This window comes from Vibrio sp. QJM3NY_39 (genome assembly GCF_057785895.1).
On record NZ_CM173505.1, the window covers coordinates 3,226,776 to 3,252,511 of the forward strand.

Sequence of the window (25,736 nt, forward strand, 5' to 3'; positions counted from 1 at the left end):
CGATCACCTAAGATCTAGATCGACCTGCAACCAAGGAACAAATAAGGAGAGGTTCTTTGCTTTCTGTATCTTAAAAAACAAACGGCTTCTTAATAAAACCAAACTGTTTCTCAAAAATAGAACGGCTTATCAAAACCAAAACAAGAGCGTCTACTTTTTTATTCTCGCTATAAATAAAAAACCCTGCCGAATCGGCAGGGCTTTTGAATTCAGCTTGAAAGCTAGTATAAATAATCTAATAAAAGATTAAATTACTCAGCTTCGATGCTTACAAACTTACGGTTTTTAGGACCTTTTACTGCAAATTTCACTTTACCTTCAGTAAGAGCGAAAAGAGTATGGTCTTTACCGATGCCAACGTTTGTGCCAGCGTGGAACTTAGTACCACGTTGACGAACGATGATGTTACCTGCAAGAACAGATTCACCACCAAAACGCTTAACACCAAGACGTTTGCTTTCTGAATCGCGGCCGTTATTAGTAGAACCGCCAGCTTTTTTATGTGCCATTGTTAAACTCTCCTAATACTTAAGCGTTAATGCCAGTGATTTTCACTTCTGTGAACCACTGACGGTGACCAGCTTGCTTACGCGAGTGCTTACGACGACGGAACTTAACGATTTTTACTTTATCGCCACGACCGTGTTGTACTACTTCTGCAGTAACTTTGCCACCTTCAACAAGAGGTGCACCAACAGCGATTTCTTCGCCGTTAGCAACAAGAAGAACTTTATCAAATTCTACAGTTGCACCAGTTTCAACGTCTAATTTCTCTAAACGAAGTGTTTGACCTTCGCTTACTCGGTGTTGTTTGCCACCAGATTGGAAAACAGCGTACATATTTTACTCCGCTTTTTCCGCACAGCCTATGGTTGTTAATTCTACAACTCGGGTGTGCGCTAAACTAATCAATAGGGCGCAGATTCTACGGGAATCATGCCGCTATGACAAGCCATATTTTTAAAATATTGGCGAAAACATGTTCGCCAAAGAAAAGTGCGGCAATGATGCCTTTAAGTGATGTATTAATCAACGTTTTTTAGTGTATTATTCAACAATTAAATACAACGTATAAGCCTTACAGGGTCTAACTTCAGCCGGATGAACAATGGATTTTAAAGCTATCCAAACGCTTACTGCCAATGATATGGCAAAAGTGAATGAAACAATTCAAGCCCAACTTAATTCTGACGTAAGTTTAATCAACCAGCTTGGTTTTTATATCGTTAGCGGTGGTGGCAAACGCCTACGTCCTTTGCTTGCTCTTTTATCTGCTCGTGCACTTGGTTATCAAGGTGAAGCTCATATCACCTCTGCAGCTTTTATCGAGTTTATTCACACCGCAACCCTTCTCCATGATGATGTCGTCGACGAGTCGGACATGAGACGCGGTAAAGCGACAGCTAACGCAGCTTTTGGTAATGCCGCTAGCGTTTTGGTGGGTGACTTTATCTACACTCGCTCGTTCCAGATGATGACAACACTAGGATCCTTAAAGATCCTTGAGTTAATGAGTGAAGCAGTTAACGTGATTGCCGAGGGTGAAGTTCAACAATTAATGAACTGTAATAACCCAGACACTACAGAAGAAAGTTACATGCAGGTCATCTACTCGAAGACCGCTCGCTTGTTTGAAGCTGCAACGCAAATCGGTGCCATTCTTAGCGAATCATCACCTGAAATCGAAACGGCTATGCAAAACTACGGTAAATACCTAGGCACTGCATTCCAATTGATTGATGATGTGATGGATTACACTGCTGATGGTAAAGAGATGGGTAAGAACGTTGGTGACGATCTTGCAGAAGGCAAACCAACACTGCCTCTACTTTACGCAATGCACAATGGTACTCCTGAACAAACCAGTATGATTCGAGAAGCGATTGAAAAAGCCAATGGTATGGAGCGTCTCGACGACATTATGGCTGTTATGAAAGAGACAGGCTCGTTAGAGTACACAACAAATAAAGCCTATGAAGAAGCAGATAAAGCGATTGCTGAGCTTTCTGTACTTCCTGATTCAGAATATAAGCAAGCGCTAACCACGCTCGCACACTTAGCTGTTAAACGTAGCAAGTAAGCAGGTTAATAGACAACTCGCTTCTAGCTTCTATATAAATAACAAAAAAGAGCCTCAGGGCTCTTTTTTAGTTTTGAACAAATATTTGTAAGAGAATCAAATTCAATATCGGCTCGCTTCTAATGACAGCGGCAGTTGTACTTCAATTTCTTCAAGTTCTTCCATTGGCACTGCGTATTGCTCATGCCCATTGTAAGTCTCTACCAAGGCGTACTGCTCTTGCTCATCAATGACCAATATTTTTCCTAAGCGCCCCAAATAGTGGACATTCATACCCTTTTCAACAGTAGCCATAAACTTTACCTCGACCTTGGTTATATAGACAGATACGAGCAACTTGAATTTTAGGATCAAAAAAGCCGATCATAATGATCGGCTCTTATTAACTATCTTTTGGCTGAGTTAAATGGTGTCCCGCTTATTTAGCGAATTCAACACCGATCTCAATATCGCCATTTAGCGTTTCAAGCATGCTATCTAAAGCATTACGTTCGAAGTCGCTCAGTTCACCGTAGCTAAGAATCGCTTCTGCGCCCTCTTTGCCAAGTTTAACTGGTTGTGCGAAGAATGGTGCGTGCTCGCCTTCACCTTCAACGTATGCACATTCAATTACGTTCTCTTCGCCTTGAAGCGCTTTCACTAGAGCAAGACCGAAGCGACAAGCCGCTTGACCCATCGATAGTGTTGCACTGCCGCCGCCAGCTTTAGCTTCTACTACTTCAGTACCCGCATTTTGGATACGAGTTGTTAGCGCTGCGATTTCTTCATCAGTAAACTCTACGCCTTCAACTTGAGAAAGTAGAGGAAGGATCGTTACACCTGAGTGACCGCCGATAACAGGAACACGGATGTCGCTTGGATCTTTATCTTTCAGCTCAGCAACAAACGTTTCAGAACGAATAACATCAAGAGTAGTAATACCGAATAAACGACGCTTGTCGTAAACGCCCGCTTTCTTAAGTACTTCAGCAGCGATTGGTACTGTTGTATTTACTGGGTTAGTGATGATACCAACACAAGCAGTAGGACAAGTAACTGCGATTTTCTCTGCAAGAGACTTAACAATGCCAGCGTTCACATTGAAAAGATCCGCACGATCCATACCAGGCTTACGAGCAACACCCGCAGAAATAAGCACAACATCCGCACCTTCTAGTGCTGGTGTTGGATCTTCACCCGCGTAACCTTTGATCGAAACAGGTGTTGGGATATGGCTAAGATCGGCAGCAACACCCGGAGTTACCGGAGCGATGTCGTAAAGTGCAAGATCTGAACCAGCAGGCAGGCGGTTCTTTAGTAGTAGGGCTAGGGCTTGACCGATGCCACCAGCGGCACCAATAACAGCTACTTTCATTGTTATTCTCCTTGAGAGCTTTCTCTTATAAATTCTTGGTAGGGTAGTTCTTGAGCTAAATTAAGGCTAAAAAGCTAAATTATCGTTAAAAAAATATATTAATCACAAAGTGATTACAATCAATTAACGCCAGCTTTGCGACTTCGCGCAAGTCAATAAAACCGTGCTACACAGCAAGTTCGCATTATGGCGATAATCGACTGAAATAACAAAATAAGTCGGCACTAATAACACATTATTCTATTAAATTTTTACAGTGATATGACTAACAAATTGCCGTGATACTTTAGCTAAAATTGAATATGTATGCGAGAATATGCAAACATCTTTGTTAATGAATAAGAATGACATATGCGCAATACAGAAAAACAAGACAACTTAGTTCGTGCTTTTAAATCATTACTAAAAGAAGAACGTTTTGGTTCGCAAGGCGAGATTGTCGATGCCCTCAAACATGAAGGTTTTGAAAGTATCAACCAATCTAAAGTTTCGCGTATGTTAACCAAGTTTGGTGCTGTTCGAACTCGTAATGCAAAAATGGAGATGGTTTACTGTCTTCCTGCTGAACTTGGTGTTCCGACAGTTTCTAGCTCTCTAAGAGAATTAGTATTAGATATTGACCACAACAATGCATTGGTGGTGATACACACTGGCCCAGGTGCGGCGCAACTTATTGCTCGTTTATTGGACTCACTGGGTAAGTCGGAAGGTATACTAGGTGTTGTTGCAGGCGATGATACTATCTTCATCACGCCAACCCTGTCCGTTACCACGAAGCAATTGTTTGATTCTGTGTGCGAACTGTTTGAATACGCAGGATAATTGGTCACTGTTTCATAACCATCAACCTGATTAATGGATCACGAACACCGATTCGCTTCGTGATCCAAATCACATCCTAGAATATCTATCTCCCCCTCCTCAAACACCACTAAACCATTGATTTTAAAAACTCAGTAGCAAATCAAACATAAGATCTAACCGTCATTTGTTAGATTTTTTAGCTATATCTTTTAACATTTGAGTAATTTTCTGCCAATTTTTGATATTATTCAGCCACTTTTTCATCACATGGATTGAAAAAGGTGCCGTTTCCAAATAGGAAACTCCAGAAACGACTACACTTGTTTCAGGGTTAATAATGAATAAAGGAAGGGAAATTCATGGCATTTACCAAACTTATTAAAGTTGGGGCTATTGCAGCTGCTGTAATGGGCGCTGGCGCAGTTAACGCTCAAGAGTTCATCACAATTGGTACAGGTTCAGTAACGGGTGTTTACTACCCAACTGGTGGTGCTATTTGTAAGCTTGTCAACAAAGGCCGCAAAGACCACAACATTCGTTGTTCTGTAGAATCTACTGGTGGTTCGATCTACAACGTTAACACCATCCGTGCTGGTGAACTAGATTTCGGTGTTGTTCAATCGGATTGGCAATACCACGGCTACAACGGTACAAGTAAGTTCAAAGATCAGGGCGAATACAAGAAACTTCGCGCTATGTTCTCTCTACATACAGAACCGTTCAACATCATCGCTCGTACCGATGCTGGCATCAACAATGTGTCTGACCTAGCTGGTAAGCGTGTAAACATTGGGAATCCAGGTTCTGGTGACCGTGCAACGATGGGTGTTGTAATGGACGCTATGGGTTGGACTAACGATAGCTTCAAGCTTGCTTCTGAACTTAAAGGTTCTGAGCGTTCACAAGCTCTTTGTGACAACAAGATTGATGCATTCATCTACATGGTTGGTCACCCGAACGGATCAATCAAAGAAGCAACGACTTCTTGTGATGCAAAATTGGTTTCTGCAACTGGTCCACAGATCGACAAGATCGTAGCTGAAAACCCATACTACGCATACAGCACAGTTCCAGCTGGCATGTACCGTGGTACAGATGCTGACGTAAACAGCTTCGGTGTTGCAGCAACTATGGTAACAACGTCTGACGTTTCTGATGAAGTCGCATACAACGTTGCTAAAGCGGTATTTGAAAACTTCGCTACATTCAAACGCCTGCACCCAGCATTTGCGAACCTGAAGAAAGAAGACATGGTTAAAGCGGGTATCTCAATCCCTCTTCACCCTGGCGCAGTAAAATACTACAAAGAAGTAGGCCTTCTAAAGTAATTCTACTTTAAGCCTGCTCTACCAATAAGGAGGCATGTCCTCCTTATTGGCTTTTCACGTTTTATAAAAATAACCCAAGTGAAAAGAGACAAACCTTTAAGTTTCTCCAATTTGGCGAACTTACCTTCGTATCAAGCCTAAGACAAAGACGAACAAAAAACGCATTTCCCTATCCATTCGCTACACTAGATAGGAAATAAATAACGTCTCGTTGTTCGTAAGAAAGGCAGACCATCAATAATAAGGATAAAGTACATGACGCAGACAACATCACCGTCTCCAGATGTGCAAGAAATGGTGGCACAATCAGACACTGGTGCGCGTAGCCCTCGCGGTATCCAAGGCCGTATTTTATGGTTTGTGCCTCTATGTTGGTCACTATTCCAACTTTGGTATGCATCTCCGCTGCCGTTCATTTTTAACTTCGCAATTTTAAACGACACTGAAGCTCGAGCAATTCATCTTACGTTTGCCATCTTCCTAGCCTTTACCGCTTACCCAGCCATGAAAAATTCACCTCGGGATAGAATTCCTGCGGTCGATTGGATATTAGCGCTGGTTGGTAGCTTTTCAGCTTCGTATATCTATATTTTCTATACTCAACTCGCTGAACGTTCAGGCGCACCAACAACATTCGATATTGTTGCTGCTGTATTTGGTATGGTTCTACTGCTTGAAGCAACACGACGCGCTTTAGGTCCACCTCTTATGGTTGTGGCTGCAGTATTCCTACTTTACACCTTTGGCGGTCCACACATGCCAGACGTTATCGCCCATAAAGGTGCAAGCCTGAACAAGGCAATGTCGCATCTGTGGCTAACAACTGAAGGTGTATTCGGTGTTGCTCTTGGCGTCTCTACGTCATTCGTATTCTTGTTTGTACTGTTTGGTGCAATGCTAGAACGCGCAGGCGCAGGTGCTTACTTCATCAAGGTTGCGTTCTCTTTACTTGGCCACATGAAAGGCGGTCCAGCGAAAGCAGCCGTTGTTGCATCTGGCCTATCAGGTCTAGTGTCTGGTTCATCTATTGCTAACGTGGTTACCACGGGTACTTTCACAATCCCTCTGATGAAAAGAGTCGGATTCTCAGGTGAAAAAGCCGGTGCTGTAGAAGTAGCCGCTTCAACCAATGGTCAGTTAACCCCACCAATCATGGGTGCTGCTGCATTCTTGATGGTTGAATATGTGGGTATCTCGTATGTAGAAGTGATTAAAGCGGCGCTATTGCCTGCTCTTATCTCTTACATCGCCCTGATTTACATTGTTCACTTAGAAGCATGTAAAGCGGGTATGACAGGCCTACCTCGTCGTCACACACCAACTATTGTACAAAGCCTACTGTCTTTCACTGGTACCATTTTAGGTCTTTGTGTCATCAGTGCTGCGGTTTACTACGGTGTCGGCTGGACGAAAGATGTCTTTGGCGATGCAGCGACACCTATTGTTACCGTTGCTCTATTGATCTCTTATGTAGCCTTGGTTCGAGTATCAGAAAAATATGCCGCTGAAGGTGGCATGGACATCGATGCCGAGCTAACAGAAGTACCCGATCCAGGCCCAACCATTAAGTCTGGTTTGCATTTCCTATTGCCTATCGTGGTGCTTGTTTGGTGTCTGACTGTAGAGCGATTCTCTCCAGGTCTTTCTGCCTTCTGGGCAACGGTATTCATGATCTTCATTTTGATCACACAGCGTCCTTTGATGACTCTGATGAACAAATCGGACGATCTTGCAGAGCAAACTAAAGCCGGTTTCGTTGATCTATTAGAGAGCTTGGTTTCAGGCGCGCGCAACATGATCGGTATCGGTGTAGCAACAGCTGCAGCGGGTACGGTTGTCGGCGTGGTGACTCTGACGGGTATCGGCTTGGTAATGACGGACTTCGTTGAGTTCATCTCAGGCGGTAGCATCATTCTTATGCTGCTGTTCACTGCGGTAATCAGCTTAATCTTAGGTATGGGCTTACCAACAACGGCGAACTACATCGTTGTATCAACGCTGATGGCTCCGGTAATTGTTACCTTAGGCGCGGCGCATGGCCTGATCATCCCTCTGATTGCGGTTCACTTGTTCGTGTTCTACTTCGGTATCTTAGCCGATGATACGCCTCCAGTTGGCTTGGCAGCCTTTGCGGCCGCCGCGATTGCAAAATCAGACCCGATCCGTACTGGTATTCAAGGCTTTACCTACGATATTCGGACCGCGATCTTGCCATTCATGTTCATCTTCAATACCCAACTACTGTTGATGGGCATTGATTCTTGGTGGCATCTATTCCTCACTATTTTCTCTTCTGTAACTGCGGTACTTATCTTTGCCGCTGCAACGCAAGGTTGGTGGTTTACCAAGAACAAATGGTGGGAAACGATCCTATTATTGGTTCTAACTTTCTCTTTCTTCCGCCCTGGCTTCTGGTGGGACATGATTTATCCAGAGAAAGTTCTTTCACCTGGAGTTGAGATCGCTCAAATCACAGAAGGTCTATCTGTGGGACAATCTCTTGAGTTAAGAGTGGGTGGCGAAAACTTAGAAGGTGACTATTCTGAGAAGACGGTTCGCCTTCCATTTGAAGATTCTGCGACAACAAGTGAAGACCGCATTGCTTCAATGGGCTTAATGCTGACGAAATCTGAAGGCAAGATGATTGTCGACATGGTTGAGTTCGGTAGCCCAGCAGAAGCGGCTGGCATTGACTTTGATTGGGAAATTAAATCAGTTATCCAAGACGCAGAAAGACCAATGAAAGAGTGGGTATTCTTACCATCCCTACTGATTCTAATTGGCTTAGCGATGAACCAAAGAAGGCGTGCTCGTAAGGATGAGATTAGCGCGTAATGGATAGAGCCAAGTAGTGCTCAACTCTATTTGGCTTTATTACATGGAAAGGATAATCACAGCGCTTGGTCAATACTAAGCGCTGATAAAAAAGAGAAAAACACATGTATAAACAAATCCTTGTTCCTGTTGATCTTAACGATAAAGGCTTTTCTGACAAAGCTGTTGAATTAGCGGTATGGCACGCAAAGCACAGTAATGCTGAAATCCACATCTTGAACGTATTGCCGGGCATTCACATGTCGATGGTGGCGTCTTACTTCCCGAAAGATGCAGCAAACCAAATGAAGCTCGATGTGAAAAATCAGCTGAAAGAGTTTGCAGACAAGTACATCGACGATGAAGTAGTTTATAAGGTTCACGTTGCCGAAGGTAAAACCTACACAACGATTCTAGATTACGCAGAAAAGCTTGGGGCAGACCTGATTGTGATGCCTAGTCATAAGCGCTCGAAAATAGACAAAGTGGTACTGGGTTCAGTGGCGAGTAAAGTCGTACAGAATTCACCAATCAATGTATTGGTCATCAAACCTCAAGGCTAATGGCTTCTGGCTTCTGGCTTCTGGCTTCTGGCTTCTGGCTTCTGGCTTCTGGCTTCTGGCTTCTGGCTTCTGGCAGATAAGCTAAGTCGAACTAAAGACAAAACATCTAAAAAGGTTGGCCTCAAAGCCAACCTTTTTTATGTCTGAAGCTGAGTGTATAACCGCTTACTGCGAATTAACTGACGAGATTCTGCGGCTTACCAGAAACAAAGGCATCAATGTTATCAATTAAGATATCAGACAGCTTTTGAATTGAGCTATCACTGCCCCACGCCACATGTGGCGTTAATAGTAAATTTGGCAAATGACTGTTAGCCAGTAATGGATTCGAGTTGTCAGCCGGTTCTTGTGTGAACACATCCATACCCGCGCCCGCAATCTCTTGATTTTTCAAAGCTTCAACTAAGGCTTGTTCGTCCACGAGCCCACCGCGGCCAGCATTAACTAACACCGCATTTGGTTTCATCATGGCTAGCTCTCGCTCTGAAATCAGGTCTCGAGTCGCTTCGGTCAATGGACAATGTAAGCTGATTGCATCGGCTTGCTGTAACACCGTATCAAAAGGCAGATACCCCTCTCGACAAGAGTCAGCCCCTTTACGCTCAGCAAAGATGACATTCATACCAATCGCTTTAGCCAATATCGCCGTGGCTTGCCCTAAACTGCCACTACCGATTAAACCTAATGTGCTGCCTGCAACATCTTGGATTGGATGGGTGAAAAAGCAGAACTGTTTGTCCTTTTGCCATTCGCCAGCCTCGATGTCTTGATGATAACCAACGAGGTTTCGCTTTAACGTAAACAGCATCGCGATAACATGTTCAGGTACCGATTGAGTCGCGTAACCTTGCACGTTTGTCACCGCGATGTTGTTACTCTTACAGTAGCCAACATCGATATTATTCACACCTGTAGCTGAAACGGCTATTAGCTTAAGCTGTTGTGCTTGAGCTAAATTCGATTCGTTGAGCACCACCTTATTGGTAATAATCACATCAGCGCCTTCAATTCGTTCAAACACTTGCTCCGGCGAAGTAAAATCATACTCAACCCACTGATGTTCAAAGCTGATAGGTTTTAAATGAATTTGAGATGGGATGGTGGCTCGGTCGAGAAAGACCACTTTCAACTTCGGCATTGTACGTCCTTGTATTGGTATTGATTTAACCATTCTAAGCTTTTAGCTTGTTGTAGTCTGGAAGCTCTGGCGCAATTTCAAAGTGCTGTTCAATTTGCGGTGATGCTTGAGGATAAAATTCACACGGAACAAAGGCTTTGAAAAGCTGATTATTAGCCGGATGATAAAAGCTCAGCTCACACGCGTGCAGAGCTAACCTATCACTATAGTTAAATGCATCTGACGTTGCATAAAACTCGTCGCCCACAATTGGATTCCCTAGTTCCATGCAGTGAACACGCAACTGATGAGAGCGACCAGTGATCGGCAGCAACTTCAATAATGTCGTTTGAGGCTCTTGTTGCTCCACCACATAGCAAGTCTGAGATGATTTGCCATCCTCGAAGCACACTTTTTGTTTTGGTCGATTTGGCCAATCACAAATGAGTGGCAGATCAATCAAACCTTCTGCTTCTTCTACTGAACCCCATACTCGCGCGTAATAGAGTTTGTGTGTCAGTCGATATTGAAACTGCTTCTTCAAATGACGCTCAGCTTGTTTGTGTTTAGCGAGCAGCATCAAGCCCGATGTCGACATGTCCAGTCGATGCACCACCTGAATATCCGGAAAATCCACAACCAACCGACTCCACATACTGTCGTAACGCTCGGGCAACCTTCCCGGAACAGAAAGTAGGCCTGCAGGCTTGTTCACCACAAGAATATCGTCATCTTGATAAACAATATCAATCCACGGTTCACACGGTGGTGTGTACTGTTCTAACGCCATTAAAGCCTCTTAATTACTGGTTAATAAATAATTTACGGTTGATTCGTTTATTAATAAATACAATTTTCAACATTTCCGTACATAAAAGTTGACGACCTTACAAAACATGGTATTGATAGGGTAACGGATAACAAGAAGTCAGCATCAAAGGAAAAATGATGGAAAGTACGGTTAAAACCACCAGCACAAAAACACCAACTTCAGCTCCCCTATCAAGTTTAATTAAGTCTCTTGGCCCAGGCATTATGATGGCCGCAGCAGCCGTAGGTGGCTCTCACTTAGTCGCCTCAACCAAGGCTGGTGCGATTTATGGTTGGCAGCTAGCCGCGCTTATTATCCTCGTAAACATATTTAAGTACCCATTCTTCAGAGCCGGTATCCAATACACACTAGGAACGGGTCAAAGCTTGGTGGAAGGTTACTCTAACCTAGGCCGCCCATACCTTGTGATCTTTTCGATACTGAGTGCTATTTCCGCAGTCGTGAATACCGCAGCCTTGCTGTTATTCAGTGCAAGCCTACTTAGCTACTTTATTCCTTTTGATTTAGCCACCAGCACCTTGTGCATAATCGTTTTAGCGACCTGTTTGATCATTCTTTTTGCGGGCCATTACCGCGCGCTCGACACTCTATCTAAAGCGATCATGGCGATCCTGACCATCACAACCTTAGCCGCTGTTGCGATTGCTATTGGCTCTCCAGTCGAACCTGACGCCGCTTTTGTGCCACCATCACCTTGGTCATTGGCTGCTATCGGATTTATCGTGGTGACTATGGGTTGGATGCCTGCGCCTATCGAGATCTCAAGCATCACCTCTATGTGGCTAAAAAGCCAAAAAGAGAAACAAGACGTGACCGCTCAATCAGCACTGTTCGATTTCAATGTAGGCTACATTGGTACGGCATTGCTTGCATTGGTATTCGTTGCTTTAGGTGCTCTGGTACTTCACGGCTCGGGAGTTGAATTGTCTCGCTCTGGCGTTGGCTTCACTCATCAGTTGGTCGGTATTTACGCCTCAACAATTGGTGAATGGTCTCGTCCACTGATCGCAATCGTCGCCTTCTTCTGTATTTTTGGCAGTACCATTACCGTTATCGATGGCTACTCACGCGTACTTGCTGAATCACAGCGTCTACTGCTTAAAAAAGAGAGCAGCCCAAGAATGCTACAAGGGTGGATAATCATCGTGTCTATCGCTGCGCTAGCAATCGTAATGTTCTTTAGTGCAGCCTTGATGCCAATGCTCGATTTCGCGATGGTACTCGCCTTTATCACAACCCCATTCTTCGCATTACTGAATTTCATTTTGGTGAGCAAAGCAGAGCTACCTAAAGCGCTTGCGATTGGCACTAAGCTAAAATGGTTGTCTGTAGCAGGTCTGGTTTACCTATTTGGCTTCTTAGCTCTGTTCGTTTGGTGGAAATGGTTGATGTAATCAGCTCTCCAAATTATTAGCCAAACTGCTAACCGAACTCTGAAATAAACTGTTAACCAAGCTACAGATACAAATAAGGCCTTCGTGATGAAGGCCTTATTTCGTTAAAGCGTAAAGCTAGCGATATTCGAGTTCTTGGCTTAGTTGTGAGAAACCACAATCAAACGTAGTGAATCTAGCTGAACCTGAGCTTTGCTGATGTAACCGGTCAGTTCATTGATTTGAGCTTCGATAACCTCTAGCTCTTCATCACGAATGTTAGGGTTGACCGCTTTAAGCGCTTGTAGACGTTCTAGCTCACCGTTCAAGTTGGTTTGCATATCTTTCTGGGCTTGCTGACGAACTTCTTCAACCTTCGGCAGTACATGCGTCTCACCGGCTTCAATTAGCTTGTGAATTTCACCCTGTACTGAATTCACCAACTTGCTTGCCAAGTGACGGTTCACAGGACTTAGCTGACGGTTAAAGCTATCGAACTCAACCTGAGCAGATAAATCGTTACCACGACCATCCATCATCAAACGAATCGGCGTCTTAGGTAAGAACTGGCTGATACCGCTGCGCTTTGGCGCTTGTGCATCAACAAGGTAAACCAACTCAAGTAGAATTGTACCAACAGGTAACGCTTTGTTCTTCAGTAGAGATACCGCAGACGCACCCACACCTTCGCTCAATAGCAGATCAATACCGCCCTGAATCATTGGGTGTTCCCAGCTAATGAAGTTCATGTCTTCACGAGACAGCGCAGTTTCACGATCAAACGTGATGGTTGCACCTTCATAAGGTAGGCCTGGGTAGCTTGGAACCATCATGTGCTCAGATGGCGTCACAACTAGCGCATTTTCACCCTTATCGTCTTGGTTCAAACCAATGGTATCGAACAGACTCAGTGCAAAAGACACTAGATTAGTATCACCGTCAGTCGACGCGATCTTTTCTGCAATCTCATGCGCTTTTTCGCCGCCATTTGAGTGCATTTCTAGTAGGCGATCTCGGCCTTTTTCTAGATCCGATTTCAGGCTTTGGTTTAGCTTGGCTGATTCTTCAATCACTTCATCAAGTTGTTCAGTGTTACCAGAAGCCAACATCTCAATAAGAACATCAGAGTACTTGTCGTAAACCGTGCGACCTGTAGGGCACGTCTCTGCAAATGCGTTCAGACCTTCATCGAACCAACGCGCTAGAATCGCTTGCGATGTGCCTTTTAGGTAAGGAACGTGAATGTCGATATCACGCAGCTGACCGATACGGTCCAAACGACCAATACGTTGCTCAAGCAAGTCTGGGTTGAATGGCAAATCGAACATCACTAACTGGTTAGCAAACTGGAAGTTACGACCTTCAGAGCCGATTTCGCTACAGATAAGAACCTGAGCGCCACCCTCTTCTTGAGCAAAGTAAGCCGCCGCTTTATCACGCTCTAAAATCGACATGCCTTCGTGGAATACGGTTGCACGCACACCTTCACGCTCACGTAGTGCTTGCTCTAATTGAAGAGCAGTACTCGCACGAGAGGCGATCACTAGGATCTTTTCGCTGCGCTTATCTTGAATCTTTTCAATCAACCAGTTAACACGTGAATCGAACTGCCACCAGCTTGAATCTTCACCTTCAAACTCTTGGAAGATCTCTTCTGGGTACAACATCTTCATCGCTCGAGCTTCTGGTGCCATCTTGCCACCGATCATGCCCGATACACGCATCGAGGTTGTGTACTGCGTTGGAATGTCCATCGGCAGTAGGTTTACATTACGCTTAGGGAAGCCTTTGATTGCAGCACGTGTGTTTCTGAAAAGAACACGGCCAGTACCATGGCGATCCATAAGGTTATCAATAAGTTCTTGGCGAGCTAAGGCTTGCTCTTCTTCGCTGCTATCACCTTCGATAACACGGAACAGAGGCTCAACATCTTGCTCAGACAGAAGCTCTGTGATCTGGTTCTTTGCGCTGTTTTCAAGCTTCACGCCAGAGAACAATGCCGTTACTGCATCAGCAACAGGGGCATATTGGTCCTCTTCTTCAACGAAAGCTTCGTAATCGTAAAAGCGATCAGGGTCAAGCAGACGCAGACGTGCAAAGTGACTCTCACGACCCAGCTGTTCAGGGGTTGCTGTCAGTAGCAGTACGCCAGAAGTATTTTCAGCTAATCCTTCAACCACTTGGTATTCGCGGCTAGGTTTATCTTGGCTCCACTCAAGGTGGTGCGCTTCATCGACAACCAACAAATCCCACTCACCTTCAAGTGCTTGCTCGTAGCGCTTACGGCTCTTACGTAGGAAATCTAAAGAACACAGAACGTATTGCTGTGTATCGAATGGGTTATCTGATTCAGCAAAGGCTTCAATACAACGCTCTTCGTCAAAGATAGAGAAGTGCAGGTTGAAACGGCGCATCATCTCTACTAACCATTGGTGTTGCAGAGTTTCAGGTACCACAATCAGAATGCGTTCAGCACGGCCAGACAACACCTGTTGGTGAATGATCATGCCTGCTTCAATGGTTTTACCTAGACCCACTTCATCAGCTAGTAAAACGCGCGGAGCGTGACGACGACCCACTTCATGAGCAATGTACAACTGATGAGGAATCAAACCAGCGCGCATACCACACAAGCCACGCATCGGGCTCTTATGTTGCTGGTATTGATTGCTTAACGCACGGTAACGCAGTACGAAGTTATCCATACGGTCGATTTGACCTGCGTACAGCTTATCTTGTGGTTTGTTAAAGCGGATCTGGTTGCTTAAGAATATTTCACGCAGAGTCACCTCTGTCTCTTGAGTGTCTTCACGAGTGCCCAAATAAGTCAGTAGCCCCTTATCTTCGATAACTTCTTCGACAGATAGAGACCAACCTTCTTGGCATTCGATGACATCGCCAACATTAAACGTTACTCGGGTTACGGGAGCATCAGTGCGTGCATAGACACGATTCTCTTCTGATGCTGCAAACATTACTGTCACTGTTCGAGCGTCCATTGCTACAACGGTACCTAAACCTAAATCGCTCTCCGTATCGCTTATCCAGCGTTGCCCCAAAGCAAATGTCATGAATCGACTACCTCAATCTTATAGTTGGAATTTGGTCATTTGAACTGTAATTTAAACAAGAGCGTTATCGCTCCTGCATTAAAAATATAGCCAAAAATGCCTAGTTTGCAGCCACTTTTTAAGTGCGCTCTTAATAATAAATATCTCGAGAAAATGGTGCAGAAAAAGGTCGCTAATCTTACTCGATGCTGTGATTTAGGTCACGCCTAAAGGAGATGATTTCATACTTTTTTTCTGTTTTCGCCAGTGCAATCAAACTGTCAAAAAATCATGGGTAATCTATAGGTAGCAGATTGCTGCTCTCAAACGAATACGCCATATTCATTCACAACGATATGGCGATATTTCTCTAGATGAAGTTTAGGTGAGTAGTTGACTATCACCGGAATGAGATACTAATCTTTATATGAGCTTTATCTACGTTCAATGAATGCAAGGCAAGCCGCACGTCGGCAAGGAGATGCTATGGGCGAGACCAACCGGAAGCTATTTGTTTTAGACACTAATATCCTACTTCACGAACCCTTCGCTATATTTTCTTTCCAAGAGCACGATGTCGTTATCCCCATGACGGTGCTAGAAGAACTCGACAGAATCAAAGACAGTAAAAGAGACGTTGCTCGAGATGCGAGAATTGCGATTCGAACGCTCGAAGACTTGTTCAGGGAAGCCACACCAGACCAAATATCGGAAGGCATTCCTTTTTCTAAAGACATAAACGCATCTGGCAGTATTTCAATACTCGCTGATTACGAACTTCAAGAAAGCATCAAAGCCTTCGCCGATGACAAGGCAGGCGATAACCGAATCCTCAACGCAGTCCTCTACCTTCAAAACAAACGCGCGCCACGCGAAGTGGTTCTTATCACTAAAGACATCAACATGCGCTTACGAGCCAAAGGCGCTGGGGTCCGCTTTGTTGAAGACTATCAAACCGACCAATTGATTGATGACATCCAATACCTCACTAAAGGCTTTCAACAACTCGAAGGCTCATTCTGGGATGGCGTCGATAACGTCGAGAGTAGAAGTTTAGGCGGAAAAACGCTGCACACGCTAGCAAGAGCACCTTTCGATCCAACCTTCCTCAACCAATATGTGATTGACGAAGAAAGTGACTTTGCTGGTCGTGTAGAAGAGATTGAGGCCGAACGCATTACGCTCAGAGATCTCAGTCGAGAAAGGTTAATGAACCGCAAGACATGGGACATTACACCTAAGAATGTCTATCAAGGGATGGCGATTGATGCACTGCTCGACCCTGATATTGATTTGGTGATTCTCACCGGCGCTGCAGGTAGTGGTAAAACACTGTTAGCCATGGCTGCCGCACTTGAACAAACCATAGAGCGTAAACAATTCGATAAGATCATCGTAACCCGAAACACGCCCGATATCGGTGAGTCGATTGGGTTCCTTCCCGGCACCGAGGAAGAAAAAATGCTGCCTTGGTTAGCGGCAGTGACCGATACACTGGAAGCTCTGCACAAGAACGATCACTGCACCGAAGGGTCAATGAAGTACATCTGTGACAAAGCCAATATCCAGTTCAAATCGATTAACTTCATGCGAGGCCGCTCAATTCAAAATGCCTTTGTCCTTTTGGATGAGTGTCAGAACCTCACCGCTTCACAAATCAAAACCATCATCACCCGCTGTGGTGAAGGCACTAAGATCGTCTGTTCAGGAAACCTAGCTCAGATAGATTCATCCTACTTAACCCCTGTGACTTCAGGCTTAACCTACATGGTCGAGCGTTTTAAAGACTTCGAAGGCAGTGCCAATATTCACCTCAATGGTGTGGTACGAAGCCGACTGGCCGAGTTTGCTGAAGAAAATATGTAACTGTTCGGTTTAGTAAATAGCGCTCCAGAAACAGAAAAGCGCCTCACATTGGAGGCGCTTCTAGCTTCTAGCTTCTAGCTTCTAGCTTCTATTTTCTAAGAAACTGAAACTCTAATCAAACGAGGTTAGCCTGAATTACTCAGTACCACCTACTGTAAGAGAGTCTAGCTTCAATGTTGGTTGACCAACACCGACTGGAACGCTTTGGCCGGCTTTACCACACACACCAACACCACGGTCTAGACTAAGGTCGTTGCCTACCATAGACACTTGCTGCATCGCTTCTATACCAGAACCAATGAGCGTTGCACCCTTCACTGGGTGAGTGATTTTGCCGTTTTCAATCATGTACGCTTCAGAAGCTGAGAACACGAACTTACCAGAAGTAATATCAACCTGACCGCCACCAAAGTTTGGCGCGTAGATGCCTCTTTCAACCGTTGAGATAATCTCTTCAGGAGTATGTTCACCCGGCAGCATGTAAGTGTTTGTCATACGCGGCATAGGAAGGTGCGCGTAAGATTCACGACGACCGTTACCCGTAGGCGCTACACCCATTAGACGAGCATTAAGCTTGTCTTGCATGTAACCTTTTAAGATGCCATTTTCGATTAAGGTATTGTACTGACCGTTTACACCTTCATCATCAACGTTTAATGAACCACGAAGATCCGTTAATGTACCATCATCAACAATCGTACATAGGCTTGATGTAACTTGCTCGCCCACTTTGCCAGAAAATACTGAAGACTCTTTACGGTTGAAGTCACCTTCTAAACCGTGGCCTACCGCTTCATGTAGAAGAACGCCCGGCCAACCCGAACCAAGAACGACAGGCATTGCACCAGCAGGTGCAGCAACCGCTTCAAGGTTAACTAACGCTTGGCGGATTGCTTCATCAGCAAATTGATAAGCAACCTGAGAACCATTAGCATCACTTAAGAAGAAGTCGTAACCAAAACGACCACCGCCACCAGCACTGCCACGTTCACGACGATCGCCTTTCTGAGCAAGTACGCTAATAGACAAGCGAACCAGCGGGCGAATATCACCAGCGAAAGTACCATCAGTTGCCGCAACCAGCATCTGCTCATGTACACCACTTAAGCTTACCGATACTTCAGTTACCATCGGCTCTTTAGTACGAATGTAAGCATCAAGCGCTTTAAGCAATTCTGTTTTTTGTTGTTTTTCCCAGCTTGCTAGCGGGTTAACCGCGTCATAGTAAGCTTGGTTCGAATTGCGTTTGAAAGCGTGAACCTTGCCGTTTTGACCTTGCTTCGCGATACCACGAGCAGCAATCGCACTTTGCTTCAGACCCTCTAATTGGATTTGATCAGAGTACGCAAAACCGGTTTTTTCGCCAGATACCGCTCGAACACCAACACCGCAGTCGATGTTGAAAGAACCGTCTTTAATGATGCTATCTTCTAGCACCAAAGATTCATGCCAGCTTGACTGGAAATAGATATCAGCATAATCAATTTGGCGGGTAGCAATGCTCGCCAATGTATCTGCGATATTTTGCTCCGTAAGCCCTGTCGGGTTCAGTAGTGCTTCTTCAATTTGATTAATGCTCATAAATGGCTCTTGTTTGTAATTAAAATTGATTGGTGAATCGAGAATGTTGCGCTATTGGCATATTTTGCCTAATTGACTCACAACTGGATGTGTCTATCTCAACCACCATACTTTTAGGCTCTTGGTCCAATTGTGCGACCACTCGTCCCCATGGATCAACCACCATTGAGTGTCCCCATGTTTCTCTTTGGCAAGGATGTTTGCCACCTTGCCCTACCGCGACAATCCACGATTGTGTTTCGATCGCACGGCACCTTAATAAGGCTTCCCAATGCGCTTGACCAGTCACTGCTGTAAACGCTGCTGGTATCACTATGATTTGTGCACCTTGCTTGCGTAACTCTGAATACAAGTGTGGAAAGCGCACATCATAACAAATACTCAAACCTAAGCGACCAAAAGGCGTTTCTGTCGTCACAACTCGCTCACCCGGAGTGAAAATATCGGACTCTCGATAACACTTATGCGCATCGGCCACATCAACATCAAACATATGTAGCTTGTCGTAATGAGCCACTAAGCTGCCAAAATCATCAATCACCAATGTTGTAGTAGTCACGCCTTTAATCGTACTTATCGGCATGCTACCGACAATAATCCAGATTCGATGAAGCGTAGCTAACTCAGACAGTTTCTTCTGTAATGGGCCATCATTTAAGGGCTCTGCATACTGGTGATAATCGGCTTTGCTACCAAAAACTAACGTGTTTTCAGGGCAAACAACCCACTTAGCCCCTAACGCTTTGCACTTTGCTACTTCTTGAGCAAGGTAAGCAAGGTTCAATTCAGGGCTAGGGCCAGATGTCATTTGAATCAACCCAACACTATCCATGTGTCTCGCTCCTCTATTCATTATGATTCAGAAATCGGCATTTGACCGTATATTAACCGACTGGCTTGTTAACAACTACTCAGCTAGTTTTCTCAATTTTTCGGGTAGCTGGAACTCGCCAGAACTACGAGAAAGCTCACTCACCGTAGGTGAATCCAATGGGCCTTTTACCGAGTAATTAACTTGGGTAAAGACCTCAACCACTGGCGAAATAACGGTAGTTACCGCCAATACGTACAGTGCGGTTTGCGGAGTCACAGCAAACGCCGTTAATACCGGAATACCCGAGGTAATATCTGGGGTAAAGTTCACTTCAGCATCAACCTGACGCGTATTCAAGTTAGCGATACCTTTGATCTGCATCTCGCCTGCGACGGCATCCATGTTTAAGTCATTCGTCAGGAATATGCCATTTTGAATTTTACCCGTACCTGTGATGCTGTTGAACGCCATGCCTTTATCAAACACATCAGAGAAATCGAGTTGCATCTTACGAATGATTGAATCTAGGCTAAACAAACCAAGCAATCGAGCAGCACCGCTTACGTCTGAAATAATGCCTTTGCCGAATTTGGTTTCAACGTTTCCGTCAAGGGTATCCATTTTAATACCCCAAGGAGATCCATCCCACTGCAGTTGACCTTCCAGCGCGAAAGGCGCTTTTTGAATCCCTGAAGTAATACCAAAACGTTCCATTAATTCACTGTTGTTTTCGCCTTCAACATCAACGGCTAGCGATGAATGACTCTTATCGCCTTTCAACTCCCACCAGCCACTCACATCCGCTTTGTTTCCGCCGCTTCGAACCTGAATCTTCTTCCACTCAATACGATCGTCTTGCCTAGCCAGTTCAACATCGACCTTACCGACCTTATAGCCTTGCAACCAAAAATCGTTAAGGGTCAATTTTAGATTTGGCATCGCATCATGGATCTTTCTATCCAATTCAGAGATCAATGGGGCTTCTTGCTCTTTTCGTTGAAGCAATTGTTCTTGGTTTTTCTTGTCACTCCACTCAGGAACGAACAAATGTAGGCGATCCAGCGAAACCGTTAAATCGTATGGAGGCAGATAATTAATATCCCCTTCGATCTCTTGGCTAGACACTTCCATCTGCCACGCCTGTTTGTTCTTACGAGCGCTAAAATCGACATCATTCCAAGGAATACCACCTAAGATCAGCTCCTTACTCTCGAACGTAATGCGACTTGGTGCAGGAATGGTTGGCGTGTTCATTTGACTGAGCACAGCATCTGAAGGCTTCACCGGTTCCATAACAACCGATAACCAATCATCGGCATTGAACTTGTCAGTGCGAATTAACGCATGATGGCCAACGACAGGACTAATTTTATAACCACCCCGACCAAGCACTAAGTTAGTCGCCGTTAACTTGGGAACATCGCCTGTAATATCAATTTCAGCCTGATACTTGGTGCTAGGGAGCTGTAAACGTGCAGTAATCGCTTCTTGGTTACCCGATGCTTGTAGCCTTGCTGAGCCACTTTCTAATGATTTTTTCGCCAATGGGTATGGGTAATCACTGGCCAAATACTTAAGATCTGACTGCAAATCCAGTTGGTAACTAAAACCGATGTCATTAAGTTGAATATCGATCTGACTTTGCCACTGAGCATGACCCGATAAACGGCTTAACCATTGCTCGCCAATATAAGGCTCTAGAGGCTTAACGTCCCAATCGCCCAATACATCGATATCAACGGTATATCCAGGCCCATCGTTGAGCCCTTTAAAGTCAACGGAAATACCTTGCTTTAATAAATCGGCAGCGAGACCGTTGGCCGTAATCACATCATTATCAAATTCAATACGTCCTGTCGTGTTTTCAAGCACCATTGGCGGAGCTTCAATCTCTACATGGTTATCTTTGAGATCAGCATAACCCCACGCTCTTGGCTCTTTTTCGGAATCAAAAGGAATATTGAGTTGGAATTCAGACGATACATCGCCACTCACTTGCAGCGCCGTTAAGGCGGCACCCACAGAATCAACCAATGGTGAAGCCGTCATGTAATCACGAACCGCATTACCTGACGCCGTCGCTTTAGCTTCAATTTCAATATGGCCGCCTTCCCCTAAATAAGGAATGCGTCCTGTGATTCGGTCGGCTGTCACATCCATCAGTTGAGCGGAACGAGAATCCAGATGCATCGCATCATTTTCAAACAACAGATCAAGTTGAAGATCGGTAATCAGTGGCCATGCGGTATCAAAACTGAACTTAGCGTCCTCTAAACCAACCCAAACTTGGAAAATGCCATCGTGGTTGGTGTAGGGGTACTGGGCTAATTCACCATGCCAAAGTAACTTAACAGTGTCGGCTTTACCGGCTTGAATCGCAGTAGAAAGGTAGTCGGTAAGATCTTGTCCAAGTGCCAATGTGGGTAAGTAACGCCATGTTTCGCCGACATTGTAAGCATCAGCTTCGCCGTAGAACGATAAGAATGGGCTAGCATCCTTTGGGAAGTCCAAGCGAAATGCGCCTAGGACTTGTAAATCTGGCGTGGCTGCTGTGATTTTATCTGACCAAAGCTTCCAACCGTTTTCATCTTGCTGCCAAACAATGTCAACCTGACCTTGTTTGATATTCAAAGGCGCTTGAAAGACGTCACCATAAGGAAACACATCATCAATCACATGCAGACTGGCTTTCGCTTCAGATGCAGAGCCAAACACACTGCCTGAAACTTGGCTAAAGCCCGGAACCAACTCCCATTGCTCAATGGCAAGATCACTAAAACTCGCTGAATAACGTAAGCTTTCGATACCTGAATCCATTGAAACTCGAATATCAGAAACCAAACCACCGGGAGCCAACGAGTTAATCATTTGGGTGGACTGTTCAGAATCCGGCAACAACTTAATCAACGGCGTTAGTGTTGCAACATCAAGCTCAGAAACATTGAGTTGCCAAGGACCGCTATTCCACTTGAAGGCAACATCAAGTTCAGGCCATGGTCTATCGTCGGTTCTTAGGTTAAGTGAGTGCCCATTTACTTGCCAACCTTCAGCGAGTGGAGACAGTTTAAACACCCCTGACTCAATCATCAGATCATGTTGGCCATCTTCGTTCCAAGTCAATTCAGAAGGTAACACCTCAACATACGCACTCACTGGTTTGCTGTTTCTCAAGGTCAGCCAGCTATTTAAACTCACAGTACCGGTTTCAACACCAGACTCAGCCTGCATGTAACGGGTTAACCATGGTTTAACCGAAATGTTATCTGCACTCACATAGAACTCACCGGTTACATCGGTTAATGAGCCACCATCGATAAAGTTAGCACTTACTGACAACGAGTTAAGATTGGCGTCTTTAATGCTAACAACCCCTTCAGCAAGGTGATGTTTATCTGTGTTTTGCCATTTTAAAATGTCGATATCGAGCTGACGATCTTCGCCCGAGACTGAACGATAGAGAAGTGAAGAATCTTTAGCGGTCACATCCACCAAAGTTTTCAATAGTAAATTATCCAGCTCTTGCATCACTCGCTTCGAAGAGCCGGGGTCTTTAGGTTCGTCTGTACCGTTTTTTCCAGCAAACAGATCAATTGAGCTAATATCAAGGTACATTTGATTCATGACCAGATCGGCCACAACTGGACGCATCTGAACGAGCGATTGAATCAAGTCAAACTCGACTTCAACACGCTCAACAGAGAAGGTCACATCTTCTGCATTGGGAAGGCTAGCTTTAACGCCTTGCAGAGCAATAGAGGGGTGAGTGTTACGCCAAAAACCACCCACGTCTTGAATAGAAAAATCAAAACCGGAATGTTGGTTTACCCAAAGCTCAATTTCAGATTGATACTTATTTAAATTGGGTAAGGCTACACGCAGTGTAGTAACAGCAATGGCTAGCGTTACTAAGAGAGTAACCACTAACCATAGACATGCACGAAGAATCAGAGTAACGCTTGAACTCACAAAATATCCATTACATCATAACAACATCAAACTGCTCTTGTATGTACAGAGGCTCAGCTTGGATTTTAACTTGTTTACCAATAAACACTTCAAGCTCCGCAAGCGCATGTGACTCATCGCCCTCTAGCGCTTCGGCAACGGCAGCTGCCGCATAGACCACAAACTTATCAGCGTCATACGCACGATTCACTCGTGTGATCTCTCGAAGAATTTCATAACAAACGGTTTCAACTGTCTTCACACTGCCACGCCCTTCACAGGCAGGACAACTCGAACACAGAATATGCTCAATACTTTCACGAGTACGTTTACGCGTCATCTCAACCAAGCCAAGCTGTGTGAAGCCATTGATATTGGTTTTCACACGATCTTTGTCTAGCGCCGCCTCTAAAGAAGTTAGTACTCGCTTACGATGTTCCTCAGACAGCATATCGATAAAGTCGATAATGATAATGCCACCTAAGTTACGCAAACGCAGCTGACGAGCAATGGCTTGCGTCGCTTCTACGTTGGTGTTGAAAATCGTCTCTTCTAGATTACGACGACCGACAAAGGCACCGGTGTTGATGTCGACTGTCGTCATCGCTTCCGTTTGGTCGATAATCAGATACCCACCAGACTTCAATTCGACTTTACGATCCAAAGAGCGTTGAACTTCGTTCTCGGTATCGTACATATCAAAGATAGGCTTGTCGCCTTCATACAACTCAAGCTTTTCAGTCAGCTCTGGCACGTACTCAGAAGTAAATTCTTTTAGGTTTTCATATTCTAAACGCGAATCGACCTGGATTCGGCTCAACTCAGTACCAACAAAGTCACGTAAGATACGTTGGCTTAGGCAAAGTTCACCGTATAGACGAGTACGAGCTTTGTGTTTACCACGACGCTCTAACACTTTTAGCCACAATCGCTTCAAGAATGCCGCATCTTGTGCCAACTCATTCGAGTCTGCGCCTTCTGCTGCAGTACGGATAATAAAGCCACCGTGTTCATCACAGTAACGAGACACGACTTTTTTAAGGCGGTTACGTTCAGACTCACTGTCGATACGTTGAGAAACTCCGACATGGCTTGCGCCCGGCATAAAGACCAAATAACGAGACGGTAAAGTAATATCAGTCGTTAAACGGGCACCTTTGGTACCAAGAGGATCTTTGACGACTTGAACCACAATGTCTTGTCCTTGGCGAACAAGCTCAGAGATGTCACGGACCTGAAATTGCTTCTTTTCGTTTTCAGCGACACATTCAGTGTGTGGAACAATATCAGAGGCGTGTAGAAAAGCTGCTTTCTCAAGGCCTATATCCACAAAAGCCGCCTGCATTCCCGGAAGAACACGGCTTACACGTCCTTTATAGATATTTCCTACGATACCGCGTCGAGCATCTCGTTCGACATGGATCTCTTGAAGAGCCCCCCCTTCAATCATGGCCACGCGAGTTTCACTCGGGGTCACGTTCAGCAACAATTCAGCACTCATGGTGCACCTCAGATTAGTAATTATAAGAATTCTTGCAGTAGCTGGTCCGTTTCATATAAAGGCAAGCCGACAACGGCGTAATAACTACCTTCGATTCGGGTAACAAAGCGCCCACCCAAACCTTGGATCCCATAGCTACCGGCTTTATCGCATGGCTCCCCTGTTTGCCAGTATTGTTCTATTTCTTGTTCACTGAGGGGTTTAAACCATACGTCGGTAATAATGATTTCTGTTCTTTGTTTTTCTTCTGAAACCACAGACACTGCTGTCATCACTTGGTGACGCTCATTTGCTAACTGAGTAAGCATGCGCTTAGAGTCGGCAAAATCGGTGGGTTTCTCGAGCACTTGCCCTTGGCTTACGACGACTGTGTCAGAACCAAGAACGACTGTTTCAGAATCAAGAGAAATAGCATCAGAGTCAAGAGCTACGATGCCAGAGCCAACAGCTACATTATCAACACTAGAAACTACATTATCAGAACTAGGAACGACATGCTGCTTTTCAGAAGGGTTATCTTTCAATAAAGACAACGCAGCTAAGGCTTTATCTAAAGATAGTCGCTTAACGTACTCTTCGGCGGTTTCTTGGGCGTGTTTACACTCTTCAACATCAGTTACAAGGACAGAAAACTCATAACCAAGTTGAGATAGCAGTTCTTTGCGGCGTGGTGAACCGGATGCCAAAACTAAATGCTTCTTTTCCATTGTCACT

General features: G+C 44.8%; 19 protein-coding genes. 7 read left to right on the forward strand and 12 right to left on the reverse strand.

The window, feature by feature from the left end; genetic code table 11:
* Positions 1–251 precede the first annotated feature (251 nt).
* Positions 252–509 (reverse strand): 50S ribosomal protein L27, encoded by a 258-nt coding sequence (rpmA, locus tag AC3CHU_RS14295; RefSeq protein ID WP_004735905.1) that lies wholly within the window; start codon positions 507–509, stop codon positions 252–254.
* 19 nt (positions 510–528) lie between these two features.
* Positions 529–840, reverse strand: a complete 312-nt coding sequence (rplU, locus tag AC3CHU_RS14300; protein WP_004740823.1) for a 50S ribosomal protein L21 — start codon at positions 838–840, stop codon at positions 529–531.
* A gap of 268 nt (positions 841–1,108) precedes the next feature.
* Here rplU and ispB point away from each other — a divergent pair, with 268 nt between their 5' ends.
* Positions 1,109–2,080, forward strand: a complete 972-nt coding sequence (gene ispB, locus AC3CHU_RS14305) for an octaprenyl diphosphate synthase (RefSeq protein WP_171329010.1) — start codon at positions 1,109–1,111, stop codon at positions 2,078–2,080.
* 102 nt (positions 2,081–2,182) lie between these two features.
* On the opposite strand, the gene AC3CHU_RS14310 is transcribed toward ispB, so the two are convergent.
* Both AC3CHU_RS14310 and mdh read right to left on the reverse strand, forming a co-directional pair.
* Positions 2,183–2,374, reverse strand: coding sequence for a hypothetical protein (locus AC3CHU_RS14310; RefSeq protein ID WP_054547893.1), 192 nt, complete (start codon positions 2,372–2,374; stop codon positions 2,183–2,185).
* A gap of 124 nt (positions 2,375–2,498) precedes the next feature.
* Complete coding sequence (gene mdh, locus AC3CHU_RS14315) at positions 2,499–3,434, reverse strand: malate dehydrogenase (RefSeq protein WP_004735908.1); 936 nt, start codon at positions 3,432–3,434, stop codon at positions 2,499–2,501.
* A gap of 351 nt (positions 3,435–3,785) precedes the next feature.
* On the opposite strand from mdh, the gene argR reads away from it, so the two are divergent.
* From argR to AC3CHU_RS14335, 4 genes are all read left to right on the forward strand, one after another.
* Positions 3,786–4,256, forward strand: coding sequence for a transcriptional regulator ArgR (gene argR / locus AC3CHU_RS14320; RefSeq protein WP_004735909.1), 471 nt, complete (start codon positions 3,786–3,788; stop codon positions 4,254–4,256).
* 341 nt (positions 4,257–4,597) lie between these two features.
* Positions 4,598–5,566, forward strand: coding sequence for a TAXI family TRAP transporter solute-binding subunit (locus AC3CHU_RS14325; RefSeq protein ID WP_017078819.1), 969 nt, complete (start codon positions 4,598–4,600; stop codon positions 5,564–5,566).
* Positions 5,567–5,821: 255 nt separating this feature from the next.
* Positions 5,822–8,401 (forward strand): TRAP transporter permease, encoded by a 2,580-nt coding sequence (locus AC3CHU_RS14330; protein ID WP_488524786.1) that lies wholly within the window; start codon positions 5,822–5,824, stop codon positions 8,399–8,401.
* 104 nt (positions 8,402–8,505) lie between these two features.
* Positions 8,506–8,943: a universal stress protein gene (locus tag AC3CHU_RS14335; protein ID WP_004735912.1), complete on the forward strand. Its 438-nt coding sequence runs from the start codon at positions 8,506–8,508 to the stop codon at positions 8,941–8,943.
* A gap of 175 nt (positions 8,944–9,118) precedes the next feature.
* Here the strand turns inward: AC3CHU_RS14335 and AC3CHU_RS14340 are convergent, their stop codons facing one another.
* Both AC3CHU_RS14340 and rluA read right to left on the reverse strand, forming a co-directional pair.
* Positions 9,119–10,081: a D-2-hydroxyacid dehydrogenase gene (locus tag AC3CHU_RS14340; protein WP_488524787.1), complete on the reverse strand. Its 963-nt coding sequence runs from the start codon at positions 10,079–10,081 to the stop codon at positions 9,119–9,121.
* 34 nt (positions 10,082–10,115) lie between these two features.
* A complete protein-coding gene (rluA, locus tag AC3CHU_RS14345) occupies positions 10,116–10,850 on the reverse strand; it encodes a bifunctional tRNA pseudouridine(32) synthase/23S rRNA pseudouridine(746) synthase RluA (RefSeq protein WP_488524788.1) in 735 nt (244 codons plus the stop codon).
* A 158-nt stretch (positions 10,851–11,008) separates the two neighbouring features.
* On the opposite strand from rluA, the gene AC3CHU_RS14350 reads away from it, so the two are divergent.
* Complete coding sequence (locus AC3CHU_RS14350) at positions 11,009–12,286, forward strand: NRAMP family divalent metal transporter (RefSeq protein ID WP_488524789.1); 1,278 nt, start codon at positions 11,009–11,011, stop codon at positions 12,284–12,286.
* Between the two features lie 140 nt (positions 12,287–12,426).
* Here AC3CHU_RS14350 and rapA read toward each other — a convergent pair whose 3' ends face one another.
* A complete protein-coding gene (gene rapA, locus AC3CHU_RS14355) occupies positions 12,427–15,336 on the reverse strand; it encodes an RNA polymerase-associated protein RapA (RefSeq protein ID WP_017086997.1) in 2,910 nt (969 codons plus the stop codon).
* A gap of 465 nt (positions 15,337–15,801) precedes the next feature.
* Here rapA and AC3CHU_RS14360 point away from each other — a divergent pair, with 465 nt between their 5' ends.
* Complete coding sequence (locus AC3CHU_RS14360) at positions 15,802–17,181, forward strand: PhoH family protein (protein WP_004735919.1); 1,380 nt, start codon at positions 15,802–15,804, stop codon at positions 17,179–17,181.
* 135 nt (positions 17,182–17,316) lie between these two features.
* Here the strand turns inward: AC3CHU_RS14360 and tldD are convergent, their stop codons facing one another.
* From tldD to AC3CHU_RS14385, 5 genes are all read right to left on the reverse strand, one after another.
* On the reverse strand, positions 17,317–18,762 hold the full coding sequence (gene tldD, locus AC3CHU_RS14365; protein ID WP_145564581.1) for a metalloprotease TldD: 1,446 nt from the start codon (positions 18,760–18,762) through the stop codon (positions 17,317–17,319).
* A 19-nt stretch (positions 18,763–18,781) separates the two neighbouring features.
* Positions 18,782–19,594, reverse strand: coding sequence for a carbon-nitrogen hydrolase family protein (locus tag AC3CHU_RS14370; RefSeq protein WP_488524790.1), 813 nt, complete (start codon positions 19,592–19,594; stop codon positions 18,782–18,784).
* 75 nt (positions 19,595–19,669) lie between these two features.
* Positions 19,670–23,542 (reverse strand): YhdP family protein, encoded by a 3,873-nt coding sequence (locus tag AC3CHU_RS14375; protein ID WP_488524791.1) that lies wholly within the window; start codon positions 23,540–23,542, stop codon positions 19,670–19,672.
* A gap of 10 nt (positions 23,543–23,552) precedes the next feature.
* Positions 23,553–25,022 (reverse strand): ribonuclease G, encoded by a 1,470-nt coding sequence (rng, locus tag AC3CHU_RS14380; protein WP_004735923.1) that lies wholly within the window; start codon positions 25,020–25,022, stop codon positions 23,553–23,555.
* A gap of 20 nt (positions 25,023–25,042) precedes the next feature.
* The gene (locus AC3CHU_RS14385; RefSeq protein WP_017090476.1) at positions 25,043–25,729 is read right to left on the reverse strand and encodes a Maf family protein; all 687 of its coding nucleotides are present in this window, start codon (positions 25,727–25,729) and stop codon (positions 25,043–25,045) included.
* Positions 25,730–25,736: the final 7 nt, after the last annotated feature.